The sequence below is a fragment of the Klebsiella sp. CN_Kp073 genome, from assembly GCF_040065495.2.
GTDB classification, from domain to species: Bacteria; Pseudomonadota; Gammaproteobacteria; order Enterobacterales; family Enterobacteriaceae; genus Klebsiella; species Klebsiella aerogenes.
Genome location: NZ_CM198051.1, coordinates 2,461,848 through 2,478,764, shown reverse-complemented (window position 1 = coordinate 2,478,764; position 16,917 = coordinate 2,461,848). Strand labels below are relative to the sequence as shown.

Below are 16,917 nucleotides of genomic sequence, written 5' to 3'. Positions count from 1 at the left end.
TCATGGGAACTCTTATTGGAAAAAAAGCATTTATCACCGGCTCTGAACAAGGTATCGGCTGGGCCACCGCGGAAAAACTGATTCTGGCGGGATGCGATGTCTTTTTGCACTATCACAGCGGTGAAGAAGGCCCGCAAGCGCTGGCGGCTATCGCCAGCGCGCGAGGGCAAAAAGCGGCCTGGCGCTATGCGGACTTGATTGACACTGAGGACGCGACCGCCTGCGTGCAGGCCGCCGCGGAATTCCTCGGCGGCATTGACATCCTGGTGAATAACGTCGGCGGCATCGTCGGGCGTAAGTGGCTTGGCGAAATTGACCGTCAGTTCTGGCAAACGGTGTTAGACGTCAATATGACCACCATGCTTAACGTCACCCAGGCGGCGCTTCCCTGGCTCAAATCGGCAACGGATGGCGCCAGCATCATTAACCTCGCCTCACTGGCTGGGCGCTCCGGCGGGCATGCCGGATCTCTTGCCTATTCAACCACAAAAGGGGCCATCCTGACCTGGACACGCTCTCTGGCGGCTGAACTGGGCGAGCACGGCGTACGCGTCAATGCGGTTGCGCCGGGGCTTATTCTCGGTACCCGTTTTCATAACCGCCACACCACACAGGCATCGGCTGATGAAACCATCCGGCAAATTCCGCTAAAGCGCGCGGGAACGCCGGATGACGTCGCCCGCGCCATTGCTTTCCTTGCCGGCGAGTATGACGGATTTATCTCAGGCGCCACTATCGATATTAACGGCGGAATTTATCGCATGTAATGCAAACCGGGCGGCCAGAGATAGCCGCCCGCCAGGGAGTTCCTGATGATCAAATTCGAAATTATCCATCCACAACTGCTGGCTGCTCTGGCGAGCTGCGGCCATAAATCACAAATTCTCATCGCGGATAGCAATTATGCCTGTCGCGTTAATGCCAATGCCGATGCCACGTTGATTCATCTCAACCTCGCGCCAGGCATGGTACCGGCAACTTATATCGTCGAAAAACTGCTTACCTGCGTTAATGTCGAACACGCGACGCTGATGGCATCACCTCCGGAATTCACTAACACCATCGCCAGTGAATATCGGGAGCTTCTACCGACAAACTGCCCGCTTGAATTTGTCGAACGCCAGGCGTTCTACGCTAAGTCCCGGCTGCCGTTGACCCAACTGGTCATTGCTTCCGGCGAACAGCGTCGTTTTGCCAACCTACTTCTCACCGTGGCCCCGGCCTAGTCGTCATACCCGCCGCCGATAAGACCGGCGGCGCGATCCTCAATGCTGGTATCTGGTCAAATGACAATTTAGGCACTACACTCCCTGCATCCATCAACCTACTGAAAAAATAAGGAGGACCCCTATGCTGTACTGTGAACTGTTTAATGTTTCACATACATTTGGCGATCGCGCCAGCTCAAGCGTTATCGGTATCGTGCTGCGATAACTTTAGCTTGAGCGAAGAAGCCAACGACTAAATCCCTTCCTCGGGCTTACCGGGTTATCGTCAGCGATGTTTGACGAGGCATTCTCATGCCTGTAACTCTTGAGTAAGTTCACAATGAGCACACTTTTAAGCGCACAATCTCTCCACGTTGATACGGCCTTTGGCCCACTTTTCAACGACCTCTCCTTTACCCTGAAAAAAGGCGATCGCATTGGCCTGATTGGCTATAACGGTTGCGGCAAAAGCACGCTATTGCAGGTGCTCGACGGCACTCTCACGCCGAAATCTGGCAGCGTATCGCGGGCTAATCACTGCCTGCTGGCGCGAGTAGAACAACATCTTCCTGATGCCCTACTCAGCCAACCGTTATTACAGGTGGTACTGGAAAAACTGGCGCCTGGTGAACGGGATTCGCTGCGCTGGCAAGCGGAGCGGCTGCTCGCTGAAATGGGTTTTACCGTTCAACAGACCCAACAGCAAGCCGCCACCCTGAGCGGCGGACAGCATACCCGTCTGTTGCTTGCCCGCGCCTTGATCCAACAACCCGATTTGCTGTTGCTGGATGAGCCAGGCAACCATCTCGATCTGCCGACCCTGCTGTGGCTGGAAAGCTTTTTACAAACCTGGCAGGGGAGCTTCGTGGTGGTGTCGCACGATAACCTCTTACTGGATGCTGTAACTAATACCAGTTGGATTTTACGCGATAAAACGCTGCACGCTTTCTCACTCCCCTGCAGCGCCGCCCGTCGGGCGCTGGAAGAGCAAGATGCAAGCGATGCTCTGCGCCACAAAGCGGAACAAAAAGAGATCGACCGCGTCGCTGCCAGCGCCAAACGGCTGGCCATCTGGGGCCGGGTTTACGATAACGAAGATCTGGCGCGTAAAGCCAAGCAGATGGAAAGGCAGGTTTCACGCCTGAAGGATAGCCAGACGGAACTCACCGCCGGCACGCCGTGGCGTCTTGAGGTGCATGGCGACGCCGTTCGCGCCGATCGCCTGCTGGAGATGGAAAATCTCCCCGTGCCGCCGGCGCCGGGTCTTCCCGCCCTGTTCACCACCGGTGTGGCGCGGCTGCAAAGCGGCGACCGGGTAGCGATAATGGGTCGCAACGGCGGCGGGAAATCGTCGCTGCTGCGCCTGTTATGGCGGCAAATGCAGCAACCGGCTAGCGAAGCCGGCCTGCGTTTACATCCGCGGCTCCATGCGGGTTATTACGATCAAACCCTGCATCAACTGGCGGATGAGGCCAGCCTGCTGGAGGCGCTGGAGCCCTTTGAGCCTTCACCGGAAACGCGCAAGCGGGCGCTGATTTCCGCCGGCTTCGGCTGGGCGCGACACGGGCAGAAGGTCAGCACCCTCAGCGGCGGCGAACGTTCGCGACTGCTGTTTGTCGGCCTGTCGCTGGCAAGCTATAGCCTTCTGCTGCTCGATGAACCCACCAACCATCTGGATATGGAGGGTAAAGAGGCGCTGGCGGCGACGTTGCGGGAATATCCCGGCGGCCTGCTGCTGGTTAGCCACGATCGACAGCTCATCAGCCAGAGCTGTAACCGCTTCTGGTTAATTGATGAAGACGGGTTAAGCGAGTGGCACGACGTCGACGAGGTGTACACCCGTCTGCGCGGCAACGAGCGCCTTCAGAGCCCGGCGACCCAAACGCCGCCGCAGGCGACGACCGTCGACGACCTGCAAGAGGATCTGCTGGAACGTCTGGTGATGCTGGAGCAGTTATTGGCGGACGATCTGCAGCGTAAGCCGAAGCATCAGAAACCGCAGCTACAGGCGCAGTGGCGTCAGGAGATTGAGGAAATTAATATACAGTTGAGTTAACACGCTTATGCCACCGGAGCTTTAGCGCCCCGGTGGCATGACGGCTTTAGCGGCGGGTAAACTGTTGCTCAAGCATGGTCTTCCCCCATTGATCGCCCCGCCACTCTTTACTCAGCGTAAACCCAAAGGATTCATATAATTTACGCGCCGCCTGCAAGCCGCTAAATGTCCATAGCTGAACCGCATCGAAGCGCTGATTATCACAAAAGTTGATGGCTTCAGTCAGCAAGCGCCGCCCCACGCCGCTGCCACGACAGCCATCGCCGAGAATAAACCAGCGCAGATGCGCTTCATTATTACCGAGGTCTTCGCCATCAATGGCGACAGAGCCGACGACGACGCCATTTTTGACCGCCAGCCAAATCTGGTTACGTTGATTGTTCAGCCTGCCAGAAAATTCAGCCAGACCGCTGGCGACTTTACCTTCAAAAAAATGGCCAAAGCCGTAATGCCGGGCGTAATACTCACCGTGCATTTGCGCAATGCGGCCAATCATTCCCGGCTGATAGCCGGTGACTATCGTGATGTCGTTTGGTCTGCTCGTGACCGGCTGCTGACGACAGCGCTCAAGCGCCCACGAATAGGCCGTCAACCCCTCGGCAACGATCTGCTGCTGTGCGCTATCCAAATGCGCCAGCGCCTCAATCACCCGCATGGCGCCGTACTCATGAATGCGGGCGACCGTCGCCTGCCCTTTGGTTGTCAATGAGAGTTGTTTAAAACGCCCGTCATCAACACAACCATTTTCCTCTATCTCGTTAGCGGTCTGCAGGCGCGATAGCATGCGGCTGACGCTCGATTTATCCAGCCCCAATACCTGCACCAGTTGCGCGGCGGTCATCGCGCCATGATTAGAAATCTCCAGCAGCGCATGCACCGCTGAAGGTGAATAGTCGGTGGCCGCCAGCGTGCTGTTCATAAAGCCGAGCTCGCGCACCATCAATCGTGATGCGCAACGAATTTGATCGATAAGTAAAGTGTCAGACATGGTGACATCCATGAATCAAGATAGTTGCATCATACAACCACCATTCGCTCACCCTGTCAATCACCCTGACGCACGTAGCGCAATGCCGATTAAGCCCCCTAAAATTAGTATAAACGGATGAATATTGTGCCAAATATGCGGCAAATCCCCCCATTCCCAACCATACCGCTTGTAATTAGCGACATAAGATCTAATCCTTAATGAGTATTATTTTCGCTGTTAGCACCTTCGTATCATTAACAAGGAGAAACGCATGAAAGCTGCTGTAGTCACCCACGACCACCAGATTGATGTAACCGACAAAAAGTTACGCCCGCTGGAGCATGGCGAAGCGCTGCTGAAAATGGAATGCTGCGGGGTCTGCCACACTGACCTGCACGTGAAAAACGGCGATTTCGGCGATAAAACCGGCGTCATTCTTGGCCATGAGGGCATCGGCATCGTGGAAAAAGTCGGCCCTGGCGTGACGTCGCTGAAGCCGGGCGATCGCGCGAGCGTGGCCTGGTTCTTCGAAGGCTGCGGCCACTGCGAATACTGTAATAGCGGCAACGAAACCCTGTGCCGCTCGGTGAAAAATGCCGGCTATACCGTCGATGGCGGGATGGCCGAAGAGTGCATCGTCACCGCTGATTACGCGGTCAAAGTGCCGGATGGACTGGATTCGGCCGCCGCCAGCAGCATCACCTGCGCCGGCGTCACCACCTATAAAGCGGTGAAGGTCTCACACATCAAACCCGGCCAGTGGATTGCCATTTATGGCCTCGGCGGCCTGGGTAACCTGGCGCTGCAATATGCCAAAAACGTCTTTAATGCCAAAGTGATCGCCGTTGACGTCAACGACGGACAGCTGGAGCTTGCCGCCTCGATGGGCGCCGACCTGACGGTTAATTCCCGCAACGAAGACGCCGCCAAAATCATTCAGGAGAAAACCGGCGGCGCCCACGCGGCCGTGGTTACCGCCGTTGCTAAAGCGGCATTTAACTCCGCCGTAGATGCGGTTCGCGCCGGCGGCCGCGTCGTCGCCGTTGGCCTACCGCCGGAAGCGATGAGCCTGGATATCCCTCGCCTGGTGCTGGACGGTATTGAAGTAGTGGGTTCGCTGGTCGGTACCCGTCAGGATCTGATTGAAGCCTTCCAGTTTGCCGCCGAAGGCAAAGTGGTGCCGAAAGTCACTCTGCGCCCGCTTGGCGATATCAACGCCATCTTTAAGGAGATGGAACAGGGCCAAATCCGCGGCCGCATGGTTATCGATTTCCGCCGTTAATTCTGTCTGACTCTGCCAGACGAAAAAGTCTAACCTGCTGACTATTCCCGCATGTTGGGAATAGTCAGAATTCGCAAATGCTTAGCGCAAATCGTTGGTTCCTTTGTATTCCGTCGCGCCCGATGATGGCAAGACAATAGATAACAAAGGAATTCACCATGCAAAATCGCTTTCGCCTGGCTACGCTTGCCGCCCTTTTTATCGCAGGCGCATTTTCAGTTTCGGCCGCGCAAACGCCGATCAAAGGCGGCACCTTAATTTATCTGGAACAACAGCCGCACACCAATCTCTATCCGCCGGCCGGCGGTTTTTACCCTAACGGCGGGATCCTCAATCAGATAACCGACAAGCTGACCTGGCAGAACCCGGAAACGCTAGCTATCGAGCCGTGGATCGCCGAAAGCTGGACTAGCAACGACGATAAGACCGAATATACCTTTAAGCTGCGACCTGGCGTCACTTTCTCTGACGGCACCCCACTCGATGCCAACGCGGTCGCAAAGAATTTTGATACCTACGGTTTGGGCAATAAAGCCCTACGTCTGCCGGTTTCCGAAGTGATCAACAATTACGATCGTAGCGAAGTCATCGATCCATTGACCGTCAAATTCTACTTCAAAAAACCCTCACCGGGATTCCTGCAAGGTACCGCGACGATTGGCTCCGGGCTGGTTTCCCTCAGCACCCTGGCGCGAAGTTTTGAGGCGCTGGGCGATGCCCGCCATATCATTGGTTCCGGCCCCTTTACGGTAAAAGATGAAAAACCCGGACGCGAACTAACCCTGGTGGCGCGGAAAGATTATCAGTGGGGGCCGAAAAATCTTGCTCAGCAAGGCCCGGCGAACCTCGACGGTATTACCTATATCGTCACGCCGGAAGATAGCGTACGTATTGGCGCGCTGCTGGCGGGACAGGCCGGGTTTATTCGCCAGGTGCAGGCCTATGATGAAAAACAGGCGACCGACCAGGGCTTTAATATTTATGCCGCGCCGACGCGCGGCGTTAACGATAGCCTGAGCTTCCGCCCTGATAATTCGCTGGTTGCCGACCTGCGGGTACGCCAGGCGCTACTGCATGCTACCAACGCCAAACAGGTTGTCGAGACCCTTTTCTCACCTAACTATCCGCAGGCAAGTTCCGTCATCGCCCGCACCGCCGCGGGATACGTCGACTTAAGCGACAAACTGGCCTTCGATCAGCAGAAAGCCAAACAGCTGCTGGATGAGGCGGGCTGGATCCCGGGCGCGGATGGTATCCGGCAAAAAGCGGGACAGCGGCTGGCGCTCACCGTCTATGAATCCCTGCCGCAGCCGCAGAACAAAGAGGTGCTACAGCTGGTCGCGCAGCAGTGGCGTCAGGTTGGCGTGGCCTTAAGCGTGAAAGCCGGCGACGCCGGCAGCCGGGTACTGGATAATCTCGACCCGCTGAAAACGCCATTAACCGTTTCTGAAGTTGGTCGCGCCGACCCGGACGTGGTGAAAAGTATGTTCTTCCCGGCTAATCGCGATGCCTTGCTGCAACAGGGCGGTTCGAGCGACAAAGTAAAATCCTTCCGTGACGATAAGCTCAACGCCCTGTTAACCGCAATCTCTGCCGAAGTGGATGGGCAAAAGCGTCTGCAGCTAACTGGCGATGCACAGCGTTACCTGCTGGATAACGCCTACGTCATTCCTATCTTTGAAGAACCGCAGGTCTTTGCCGGCGCGTCATGGGTAAAAGGCGTACGTTTTGAAGCCGTAGGCCGTCCGTCGTTTTACGGCGTATGGCTGGATAAACACTAAGGGGGCGCCATGAGCCACTATCTTTGGCGACGGTTGGCACAAGGCGTGCTGGTGCTGTGGGCGGCCTTCACCCTGACCTTTTTTCTGCTGCAGGTACTTCCCGGCGACGCGATTTTGATTAAGTTTCAGAACCCCGATCTGGGGCTGAGCCCGCAACAGATCGCCGAAATGCGTGTGGCCTATGGTGCAGACAGCCCGCTGTGGCGGCAATATTTGCATACCTTGCTGGCCATGCTGCAGGGGGATTTCGGCTATTCACTCCAGGCGGGACTGCCTATCAGTTCCCTGATTGCCAGCAATTTACCCGACACGCTGGCGCTGGCGTTGCCGGCCTTCGCGCTGGCGGTTCTGCTGGCCTTTGCGATCGCTATCGCTTCGCGTTTGCCGGGGCTACGCGGTATCAGCAATCTGCTACAGTCGTTGCCGGTGCTGTTTATTTCACTGCCGACCTTTTGGCTCGGCATCGCCTTAATCCAGATCTTTTCATTCCAATTGCACTGGGTCCCGGTTATCAATCCCGGACCTCTGCAAGGCCTGGTGCTACCCGTTATCGCGGTGGCGATACCGATTTCCGCGCCGCTGGCGCAAATTCTGTTACGCACCATGGATCACATCGCCGCACAACCCTTCGTTGCCGTTGCTCGCGCCAAGGGAATGAGCGAAACGCGGGTGTTATGGCGGCATGTCACCGGCAATGCTCTGTTGCCGACATTAAACATTGCCGGCCTGCTGCTGGGAGAACTGATCGCCGGGGCCTTAATTACCGAAACCGTTTTTGGCCGCAGCGGGCTCGGCCAACTGACGCAGCAGGCGGTGAATAATCAGGACATTGCCATTCTTCAGGCCGTGGTGATGATTTCAGCGCTGGGCTTTGTCGCGATCAATCTGCTGGTCGATCTGCTGATGCCGATGCTCGACCCGCGCTTAAAACCCCTGCGCGGAGGTGCGCTATGAGTCTGGTCGATTATGCCTCGGCGGCACGACGCCGTCCGGTGAACTGGCGCCGTTTTTCCTTCCAGCCTGGACTGTGGCTGGCATGGTCGGTGATGACGGTTGCGGTACTAATGGCTTTCGCGCCGCAATGGTTTACCGCGTTTAATCCGCTCGACGGCATCGCTGGCGCCCAGCGTCTGGCGCCGCAGGCGGGACACTGGCTGGGTACCGACCAGCTCGGTCGCGATGTGTGGAGCCGAATCGTCTACGGCGCAGGGCATTCGCTGTCCGCGGCCCTGGCCGCCGTCGCTATGGGACTGGTTGTCGGCACGGCGTTGGGCACCGTTGCCGGCGCGCTGGGCGGGCGGGTCGAAGCGGTCGTCATGCGGATTGTCGATATTCTGCTGGCTATTCCCTCGCTCCTGCTATCACTAACGGTAATCATACTGCTCGGTTTTGGCACCCTGAACGCCGCCATGGCGGTTGGCGTTGCCGCTATCGCCAGTTTCGCCCGACTGTCGCGCGCCGAAGTCGTGCGCATTCGTCACAGCGACTATGTCGAAGCAGCCTACGGAAGCGGAGGCACTTTTTTGTCCGTATTCTGGCGGCATATTCTGCCTAACTCGCTTTCGCCGGTGCTGGCTTTCGCCACCCTCCAATTCGGCCAGGCTATTCTTGCCCTCTCAACCCTGAGTTTTCTCGGCTATGGCACTCCGCCGCCGGTGCCGGAATGGGGATTACTTATCGCCGAGGGGCGTAACTATCTTTCCACCGCCTGGTGGCTCACCACCTTCCCCGGAATCGCGGTCATTGCCGTGGTACTGGCAGCCAATCGTATCAGCCAACAACTCAACAGGGAGCGCCGATGAACGTGCTTAGCGTAGAAAACCTCACCATCAGCTACCGCTCTGGCGGGTTGTGGCGCGAAGTGGTTCACCGGGTTAGTTTTACGGTTAAACGCGGCGAGATGCTGGCGTTCGTCGGCGAATCCGGTTCGGGCAAAACCACAACCGCCCAGGCGATTATCGGCCTGCTGGCGGAAAACGCCCGCCTCGATGCCGGGACGGTTCGTCTCAACGGTGAAGAGATTAGCCGCTGGTCAGGCAAGCGGCTGGATAGCCTGCGCGGGGCCAGAATCAGCCTGGTGCCGCAGGATCCCGGCAACTCGCTGAATCCGGTGCAAACCATCGGCGCGCAGGTCGGCGAAATACTCCGCCTGCATCAAAAAAACAGTAAAACCGAGCGTCGAGAGCAGGTTATCGCCCTGCTGGAAAAAGTCGGCTTAAGCCATCCGGAGCAGCGCGTAGACCAGTATCCGCACCAGCTCTCCGGCGGTATGAAGCAGCGGGTGCTGATCGCGATTGCCATCGCCCTGAAGCCGGATTTGATTATTGCCGATGAGCCGACCAGCGCGCTCGACGTGACGGTACAAAAAAGAATCCTCGATCTGCTCGATCATTTGCGTCGTGAATCCGGCACCGCGGTGCTATTTGTCACCCATGACCTCGCGCTGGCGGCGCAGCGTGCCAACCGGCTGGTAGTTTTTCGTCACGGTGAAATTCAGGAACAGGGCAACACGGGAGATGTTATCCGCACCCCACAGCACGGCTATACCCGCCAGTTGCTGTGCGATCTACAGGGGCAAAACCTGCACTTAACCACCGCCATTCGCCCGTTTGTTACGCCGGCAATACGGGTTGAAGGCGTGAGCAAACGCTTTGCGTTAGGGGGCAGCCATCTGCAGGCGCTGAATAACGTAAGCTTTATTTTACCGCGTGGCAGTACCCATGCGCTGGTCGGCGAATCGGGCTCAGGAAAAACCACCCTCGCCCGTATCTTACTGGGTTTTGAGCAGGCCGATAGCGGACAGGTGTCCATTGACGGTATTGCCAGCGGACAATTGAGCCGCGAGGCCCAGCGCCAGCTGCGGCGCAAAATTCAGTTTGTTTATCAAAACCCTTTCGCCTCACTCGATCCTCGCCAGACCTTGTTCGACATTATCGAAGAGCCGCTGAAGAATTTTCAGCGCCTGACCAAAGATGCGCGGCGCCAGCGGGTCGAGTCCGCCGCCGCCCGCGTCGCGCTGGCGCCGGAGCTACTCAACCGAACCGCTCGCGAGCTATCCGGCGGCCAGCGTCAGCGGGTCGCTATCGCCAGGGCTCTGATCCTCGAGCCCACGATTCTGGTGCTCGATGAGGCCACCTCAGCGCTGGATGTCACTGTGCAGGCGCAAATTCTCGCCCTGTTGCTGCAATTACAGCAACAGCTTGGGTTGAGTTATCTGTTTATCACCCACGATCTGGCGACTGTGCGTCGCATCGCCCATAGCGTGACGGTGCTGCGCGCCGGGCAAGTCATCGAACAGGGCGAGGTAAAGCAGTTGTTCGCCGCGCCGCAGCACGACTATACCCGCGAGCTGCTCGCCGCCATTCCTCATTATCACGCACCCAGCATGGAGATTGCATGATGCCTAAACGTCTCGGATTTTTCACCCGCCTACTTGATCGCGCCGCGCCGCAAGAGCGCTATCGCCTGGCGACGGAGCAGATCCGCCACGCGGAACGGCTGGGCTTTGATAGCGCCTGGGTGGCGCAACACCATTTTCATGAAAATGAAGGCGGATTACCGTCGCCACTGGTGTTTCTTGCCCATGCGGCGGCGCATACGCAACGGATCCGTCTCGGTACCGCCATCATTACGCTGCCGATGGAAAACCCGCTGCGCGTCGCGGAAGATGCGGCAGTGCTGGATTTACTCGCTGAGGGTCGCCTGGAAGTGGGTTTTGGCTCCGGCGGGACGCCAACCTCTTTTCTCCCCTTTGGCCTGACCTGCGAACAACGCGGCGCGATCTTCGCCGATCATCTGCATTTGATTGAAAGCGCCTGGCGCGGCGATACGTTGGCTCATCCGGACAACCATCTTTATCCGCCTGCGCCGCAGCTGGCAAAACGGATTTGGATCGCCACCTTTTCGATTGAAGGCGCTATTCGGGCCGCTAAATCCGGCCATGGGTTGATGCTATCGCGCACGCAGCCGCGCCCGCCAGGTCAAAGCGAGCTGCCGCTGGATGCGATTCAGAACCCGATTATCGACGCCTACCTCGCCGCGCTGCCTGCCGGCGTGTCGCCGCGAATTCTGGCCTCCCGTACCGCGTTTATTGCCGACAGCCAGGCGTACGCGCTACAGGCCGCAGAGCCGGGATTAAGTAAACAGGCGGCAGCCCATCGCGCCGCCGGCCATGAAATTATTGGTGACACTGTCACGGATTACGCTCGCCAGTTGGATGCCCACATTGGCGATGCGCCACATGTGCTTGCATCGCTGGCTAAAGACAGTGTGCTAACCCGGGTGACTGACATTTCGTTTCAGGTCCATTCGGTGGAGCCATCGCATCAGGACACGTTGCGTTCTATCGAACTCATCGCTAAACACATTGCCCCGCAATTCAGATAAGGAGTCGCTATGAGCTTAAGTCAGGATATTTTGGCTGAACTGGCGGAGATCGCCGCCGATTCACCGCTGGGCAAGGCCCGCGCTTTGCGCGACGCTGCGACCCGCCACGCCCAGGGAAGTTACGAGGTGCTATTTAGCCAACAGGATGAGGATTTTCCGCTCGAGGAACGTTTCGCCATCGCCGCAAAAGTGGCCAGACTTCATCAGGCAGATGCGCTGGCGGCGCATTACGCCGGTTTCGGCCTTGCCGACCCGACAACCCCACGGCTTGCCGCCGCGCTGGGATTTGCCCGCCTGCTGACCTTTACTCCGGTGGAAGCGACGCCAGCGGCGATACAAACGCTTAGCGACGCGGGCTGGAGCCTGCGCGGCATTGTGACGCTGGCGCAGCTTATTGCGTTTGTCAGTTTTCAAAGCCGATTACTGAGCGGCTTGCGTTTGTTAAATGGTAAATCAATTTCCGAAGCCGAGACCCCGGTGGTTGCCGGCTACTGGCACACTCATCCCAGGACTGCCCGCGGTAAACCTGCGCCGGTGGCCTTTACGCGCGATGAATTACACTGGGAACCGTGGATTGCCGATAAGCCGCTCGCTGAATTTAATCCCGTCGAGCAGGCGCTACTGGCGCAGTTCGGCCACAGTGACTCCCCCTACTTCCGCCTGCTGGCGCGCAACCAACCGGTGCTTGAACAGCGCACGCTGACCGATAAAGGGATCTTCTATACGCCGGGTGGCCTGCCGCGCGCCGAACGTGAACTGGCGGCAACGGTGGCCAGTAAAATCAACGGCTGCATCTACTGCGCGTCGGTACACGCGCGCAAGGCAAAAGATGAGCGAGCGGTGGAGACCCTGCTGGCGGTGACGCCTGGGGAGAATCTCAGCGATGGTCAAGGGCCGCGCTGGCAGGCGGAGATTGACGCCGCCGCCGCGCTTTCCGTTACCCCACCTGCGATAACCTCAGCGCATCTCAGCGCGCTGGAGCTGCAGGGTCTGGATATCGTCGAACAGTTGGATCTGCTGCAATCGGCGGCATTCTTCGCCTGGGCTAACCGCCTGATGCTAACCCTTGGCGAACCGTGGCGGGATTAATCAGACCTGCTCTGCCTGGGTAACGCGATGACGCGTTACCCGCCGCTGATATCGCGCATACAGCAGTAACGAGCTCATCGCCAGGAACGACAGCGCTGCCGCCGGCAGCGCCACCGAACGCCAACCTGCGCCAAAGGTAATCATCATTCCGCCGCAGTAGGCGCCTATCGCGCTGCCGAGGTTAAACGCTATTTGCCCGCCCGCCGCCCCGAGCATTTCTCCGCCTCTGGCATTTTGTAGCAGTAGTATTTGCAGCGGCGCGGCGAGTGCGAAGAGCCCGGCGCAGCAGATAAACGCCAGCGCCAGCGAAGCCAGCGGCTGCATGCCAAAGGCAAAGATGAGCAGTAACGCCGCGACAATGACGCCGTTGGTCATCGCCGCAATACGCAGCGGACTGTAGCGTCCTGAGATCCTGCCGCTAAAGAGATTACCTAAAACCATCCCCAATCCGACCAGCATCATAATTAACATCATCGCCGACTCGCTAAAGCCGGAGACATTCATCATGAAGGGCTTGATATAGCTAAACCAGGCAAAAACGCCGGCATTGCCGAACATCGTGGCGGCGAAAATAAACCACGGAGCCGGGGTTTTAAGGAAATGGAATTGTTCACTGAGCCGGGAGGCGGATTTGTCATATAGCGTCGGCACCCAGCGCAGTATCGCCAAAAGCACCAGCACATCAAATAGCGCGATGGCCGTGAAGGTATAACGCCAGCTGAACTGATGGCCAAGCCAGGTGCCAGCCGGTACGCCAAGCAGGTTCGCCACCGTCATACCCGCGATCATCCCGGCGACCGCCGCGGTAACCCTGCCCGGCGAGGCGATTTTCGACAAGATAATCGCCCCGACGCCAAAATAAGCACCGTGAGGAAAACCTGAAATAAAGCGACCGAGCGCCAGCATGGGATAACTTGAGGAGAAGGTAAATAACGCGTTGCCTGCCACACATAGCGCCACCAGGAACAGCATCACCGATTTCAACGAAAAACGGCTGGAAAACAACGCCATGACAGGCGCGCCAAACACCACGCCAAAGGCGTACCAGGAGATCATGTTGCCGGCCGCGGGGATGGTAATACCGACATCATGGGCGATTTCCGGCAATACCCCCATGATGCCAAACTCCGCCATTCCGAGGCCAAAGGTTCCCAGCGCTAAGGAAAAAATCGTTTTCTTCATCTAGTCGGTCACTTTAATGTGCATTCACGACGCTAGTGTAACCGATTTCACACCCAGTTTTCTCCCCTTACGACCGACGAAAACTCAACCCATCCCCAGATAAGCATTTCTGACTTCCGGGTTATCCAGCAACTCTGCGCCGCTACCGCTCAGACGTATTTCGCCGTTGACCAGCACATACGCGCGGTTAGCCAGTTTTAGCGCGTGGTACGCATTTTGCTCCACCAGCAGCAGCGTCATACCCTGGGCGGTCAACTCGCGCAAGATGCTGAAAATCTGCTTCACCACCAGCGGCGCCAGACCCAGGCTCGGTTCATCTAATAGCAATAGCTTTGGCCGACTCATCAGCGCGCGGGCGATCGCCAGCATTTGCTGCTCGCCGCCGGAGAGCGTCATCGCCCGCTGCGCGCGACGCTCTTCCAGCCGTGGAAAAAGCTGATACATCCGCGCTTTATCTTCATTCTGATAACGATTACCAATGGGAATAGTGCCCATCAGCAGATTCTCTTCCACCGTCATGTCGGCAAAAATACGTCGTCCTTCCGGCGCCTGGGCAATACCGTTGGTGGCGATATAGTGCGTCGACTGGCGGCTAATATCATGTCCGCGATAGATAATACTGCCAGCGGAAATACGCGGCTGGCCGAAAATGGACATCAGCAGCGTGGATTTTCCGGCGCCGTTAGCGCCGATTAACGCCACCGTTTCGCCTTCATTGACCGTTAGCGATACCGACTTCAGCGCCTGGATTTGCCCGTAAAAAACATTAACCTCGCGAAATTCCAGCAACGGTTGGCTCATCAGGCAATCTCCTGTTCATCGGTACCAAGGTATGCGGCGATCACGCTCAGGTTGGCCTGGATCTCAGCCGGGGTGCCATGAGCAATTACATCGCCGTGGTCGAGCACAATCACGCGATCGGAGATTTCCATCACCAGGCTCATATCATGTTCGATCAGCAGTATGGTGACGCCATGATGTTCTCGCAGAAAACGAATAATCCGGCTCAGGGCACGCGTTTCCGCCGGATTGAGTCCGGCTGCGGGTTCGTCAAGACACAGTATTTCCGGCCCGGTACACATCGCGCGGGCGATCTCCAGTCGCCGCTGCTGGCCATAAGAGAGCGTTCCCGCCAGCCGATTGGCGCAGTCAACCATTTCCACCACTTCCAGCCAGTAAAAGGCCCGCTCTAATGCGCGGTTCTCCGCCTGCCGATAGCCGCGGGTGTTCAGGATCCCGGCGAGCAAGTGGCGGTTGACCTGCATATGCTGGGCCACCATCAGATTTTCAATCACCGTCATTTCGCGAAACAGGCGGATGTTCTGGAAGGTACGCGCCAGCCCGGCGCGGTTGACCAGATGCGCGCCGCCGAACATTTTGTAGTACATCCGCCGTCCCAGGCGCGCAGGATGGAAAAAATCATCGGCATGCAGTTTCTGCCCGAGAACCTGAATCACATCGGTCATTCGTTGCCGGGCATTAAGACGAATGGCGCCGCCGCTGGCGCGGTAGAATCCGGTCAGGCAATTAAACACCGTGGTCTTCCCCGCGCCGTTCGGGCCAATCAGGGCGGTAATCGATCCGCGTTCAACCTCAAGGTTGACATCATTCAGCGCTTTAATCCCGCCAAAATGCATCATCAGATGCTCGACCTGCAATATTGCATCGCTCATGGCGCGACTCCTTTGCGGATTTCCACCCCGGTACGCCCGGTGCGCACCAGCCCGCGCGGGCGCCAGATCATCATCAGGACCATCAGCACGCCAAAGAGCAGAACCCGGTATTCGTCAAAGCCGCGCAGCAGCTCCGGCGTGACCGTCAGGACGAAAGCCGCCAGCACCACTCCCAATGTCGAGCCCATGCCGCCTAATACCACGATGGCGAGGATCAGCGCCGATTCGAAAAAGGTGAACGACGTCGGGTTGACGAACCCCTGATAAGTCGCGAAAAAGACGCCGGCGATGCCGGCCGTCGACGCGCCAAGCATAAACGCGGACAGCTTAACCAGCACGTGATTCAGCCCCATCGCCCGGCATGCGATTTCATCTTCCCGCAGCGCCTCCCAGGCCCGGCCAATCGGCATCCGGGTCAGGCGGTGTTTTATCAGCAACACCATTAACACCACGATAAACAACACGGCATAAATAAAGATAAATTTAAGGTTGGGGTTGTAGGCAATATGCAGAAATTCATGAATCGGAGTGCCGCCCTCTTTGGCTCGCCGGGCAAACTCGAGGCCGAAGAGCGTTGGCGATGGCACCGAAACGCCGTTGGGGCCGCCGGTAAAGCTCACCCAGTTGTTGAGCACCAGGCGGATGATTTCGCCGAATCCCAGCGTCACAATAGCCAGGTAGTCGCCATGCATTCGTAATACCGGAAAACCCAATAATGCTCCTGCCAGCGCTGCCATCACCGCCCCCAGCGGCAGCATTGCCCAGAAACCTAAGCCAAGGTATTGATAGCCAAGCGCCAGGCCATAGGCGCCAATGGCGTAGAAGGCGACGTACCCCAAATCAAGTAACCCCGCGAGACCCACCACGATGTTTAATCCCAGCCCCAGCAGGACGTAGATAAGCCCGAGGATCGCCACGGTAAGCAGATACTTGCTGACCATTAACGGGAAAGCGATAGCCACGATCGCCAGCAGCGGCAGGACAAAACGCAGCCGACTACGATAGCCGGGGGGACGGACAAATACCCCCTGGTCGTTGCCTTCAAAACGTCCGACAAACCGCTTCCCCCCGCGGGTTTGCAAAAGCAGGCTGAGCAACAGCCGCCCCGCCATCACCACCGCCACCAGCACGATGACGCGCTGTGGGGAAAGCGTAAAACTGTACCCCTTCAGCACGATGCCGACGATCGGGCCAAAGACTATCAGCGCGCATAAACCGGCCAGCACGCTATCAATAACGCTGCGTTTGACGTCGATGCCGTCTAAACGGGAAATATCGGTCATATGTCCC

General features: G+C 57.7%; 15 protein-coding genes. 10 read left to right on the top strand and 5 right to left on the bottom strand.

What is annotated here, in order from left to right; genetic code table 11:
* Nucleotides 1–2 precede the first annotated feature (2 nt).
* From ABLV66_RS11900 to ABLV66_RS11890, 3 genes are all read left to right on the top strand, one after another.
* Nucleotides 3–767, top strand: coding sequence for an SDR family NAD(P)-dependent oxidoreductase (locus ABLV66_RS11900; RefSeq protein ID WP_047048589.1), 765 nt, complete (start codon nucleotides 3–5; stop codon nucleotides 765–767).
* A gap of 45 nt (nucleotides 768–812) precedes the next feature.
* Nucleotides 813–1,226, top strand: coding sequence for an RbsD/FucU domain-containing protein (locus ABLV66_RS11895; RefSeq protein ID WP_047048592.1), 414 nt, complete (start codon nucleotides 813–815; stop codon nucleotides 1,224–1,226).
* Between the two features lie 322 nt (nucleotides 1,227–1,548).
* Entirely contained in the window at nucleotides 1,549–3,264 is a 1,716-nt protein-coding gene (locus ABLV66_RS11890) for an ABC-F family ATP-binding cassette domain-containing protein (RefSeq protein WP_348876665.1), read from the top strand.
* Nucleotides 3,265–3,310: 46 nt separating this feature from the next.
* Here ABLV66_RS11890 and ABLV66_RS11885 read toward each other — a convergent pair whose 3' ends face one another.
* On the bottom strand, nucleotides 3,311–4,252 hold the full coding sequence (locus ABLV66_RS11885; RefSeq protein WP_047048599.1) for a bifunctional helix-turn-helix transcriptional regulator/GNAT family N-acetyltransferase: 942 nt from the start codon (nucleotides 4,250–4,252) through the stop codon (nucleotides 3,311–3,313).
* Nucleotides 4,253–4,505: 253 nt separating this feature from the next.
* Between ABLV66_RS11885 and adhP the strand changes: the two genes are divergently transcribed.
* The 7 genes from adhP (at nucleotide 4,506) to ABLV66_RS11850 (ending at nucleotide 12,772) form a co-directional block, all read left to right on the top strand.
* A complete protein-coding gene (adhP, locus tag ABLV66_RS11880; protein WP_015366486.1) occupies nucleotides 4,506–5,516 on the top strand; it encodes an alcohol dehydrogenase AdhP in 1,011 nt (336 codons plus the stop codon).
* Between the two features lie 158 nt (nucleotides 5,517–5,674).
* Complete coding sequence (locus ABLV66_RS11875) at nucleotides 5,675–7,297, top strand: TIGR04028 family ABC transporter substrate-binding protein (RefSeq protein WP_316422335.1); 1,623 nt, start codon at nucleotides 5,675–5,677, stop codon at nucleotides 7,295–7,297.
* 9 nt (nucleotides 7,298–7,306) lie between these two features.
* Nucleotides 7,307–8,251 carry an ABC transporter permease gene (locus ABLV66_RS11870; RefSeq protein WP_348876666.1) on the top strand — a complete coding sequence of 315 codons (945 nt, stop codon included), beginning with the start codon at nucleotides 7,307–7,309 and terminating at the stop codon, nucleotides 8,249–8,251.
* A complete protein-coding gene (locus ABLV66_RS11865) occupies nucleotides 8,248–9,099 on the top strand; it encodes an ABC transporter permease (protein WP_316422338.1) in 852 nt (283 codons plus the stop codon). The genes ABLV66_RS11870 and ABLV66_RS11865 overlap by 4 nt, the downstream gene beginning before the upstream one ends.
* Nucleotides 9,096–10,697: a dipeptide ABC transporter ATP-binding protein gene (locus tag ABLV66_RS11860; protein ID WP_047048613.1), complete on the top strand. Its 1,602-nt coding sequence runs from the start codon at nucleotides 9,096–9,098 to the stop codon at nucleotides 10,695–10,697. Before ABLV66_RS11865 ends, ABLV66_RS11860 begins: the two co-directional genes overlap by 4 nt.
* Nucleotides 10,697–11,683 (top strand): putative FMN-dependent luciferase-like monooxygenase, encoded by a 987-nt coding sequence (locus ABLV66_RS11855; RefSeq protein ID WP_348876732.1) that lies wholly within the window; start codon nucleotides 10,697–10,699, stop codon nucleotides 11,681–11,683. The genes ABLV66_RS11860 and ABLV66_RS11855 overlap by 1 nt, the downstream gene beginning before the upstream one ends.
* A gap of 9 nt (nucleotides 11,684–11,692) precedes the next feature.
* Nucleotides 11,693–12,772 (top strand): alkylhydroperoxidase domain protein, encoded by a 1,080-nt coding sequence (locus tag ABLV66_RS11850; protein WP_348876668.1) that lies wholly within the window; start codon nucleotides 11,693–11,695, stop codon nucleotides 12,770–12,772.
* Here the strand turns inward: ABLV66_RS11850 and araJ are convergent, their stop codons facing one another.
* From araJ to livM, 4 genes are all read right to left on the bottom strand, one after another.
* Complete coding sequence (araJ, locus tag ABLV66_RS11845; protein WP_316422340.1) at nucleotides 12,773–13,954, bottom strand: MFS transporter AraJ; 1,182 nt, start codon at nucleotides 13,952–13,954, stop codon at nucleotides 12,773–12,775. It abuts the gene before it with no gap.
* A gap of 84 nt (nucleotides 13,955–14,038) precedes the next feature.
* A complete protein-coding gene (locus ABLV66_RS11840) occupies nucleotides 14,039–14,755 on the bottom strand; it encodes an ABC transporter ATP-binding protein (protein WP_047048625.1) in 717 nt (238 codons plus the stop codon).
* Nucleotides 14,755–15,627: an ABC transporter ATP-binding protein gene (locus ABLV66_RS11835; protein WP_348876670.1), complete on the bottom strand. Its 873-nt coding sequence runs from the start codon at nucleotides 15,625–15,627 to the stop codon at nucleotides 14,755–14,757. Before ABLV66_RS11835 ends, ABLV66_RS11840 begins: the two co-directional genes overlap by 1 nt.
* Nucleotides 15,624–16,910: a high-affinity branched-chain amino acid ABC transporter permease LivM gene (livM, locus tag ABLV66_RS11830; protein ID WP_316422341.1), complete on the bottom strand. Its 1,287-nt coding sequence runs from the start codon at nucleotides 16,908–16,910 to the stop codon at nucleotides 15,624–15,626. The genes ABLV66_RS11835 and livM overlap by 4 nt, the downstream gene beginning before the upstream one ends.
* Nucleotides 16,911–16,917 lie beyond the last annotated feature (7 nt).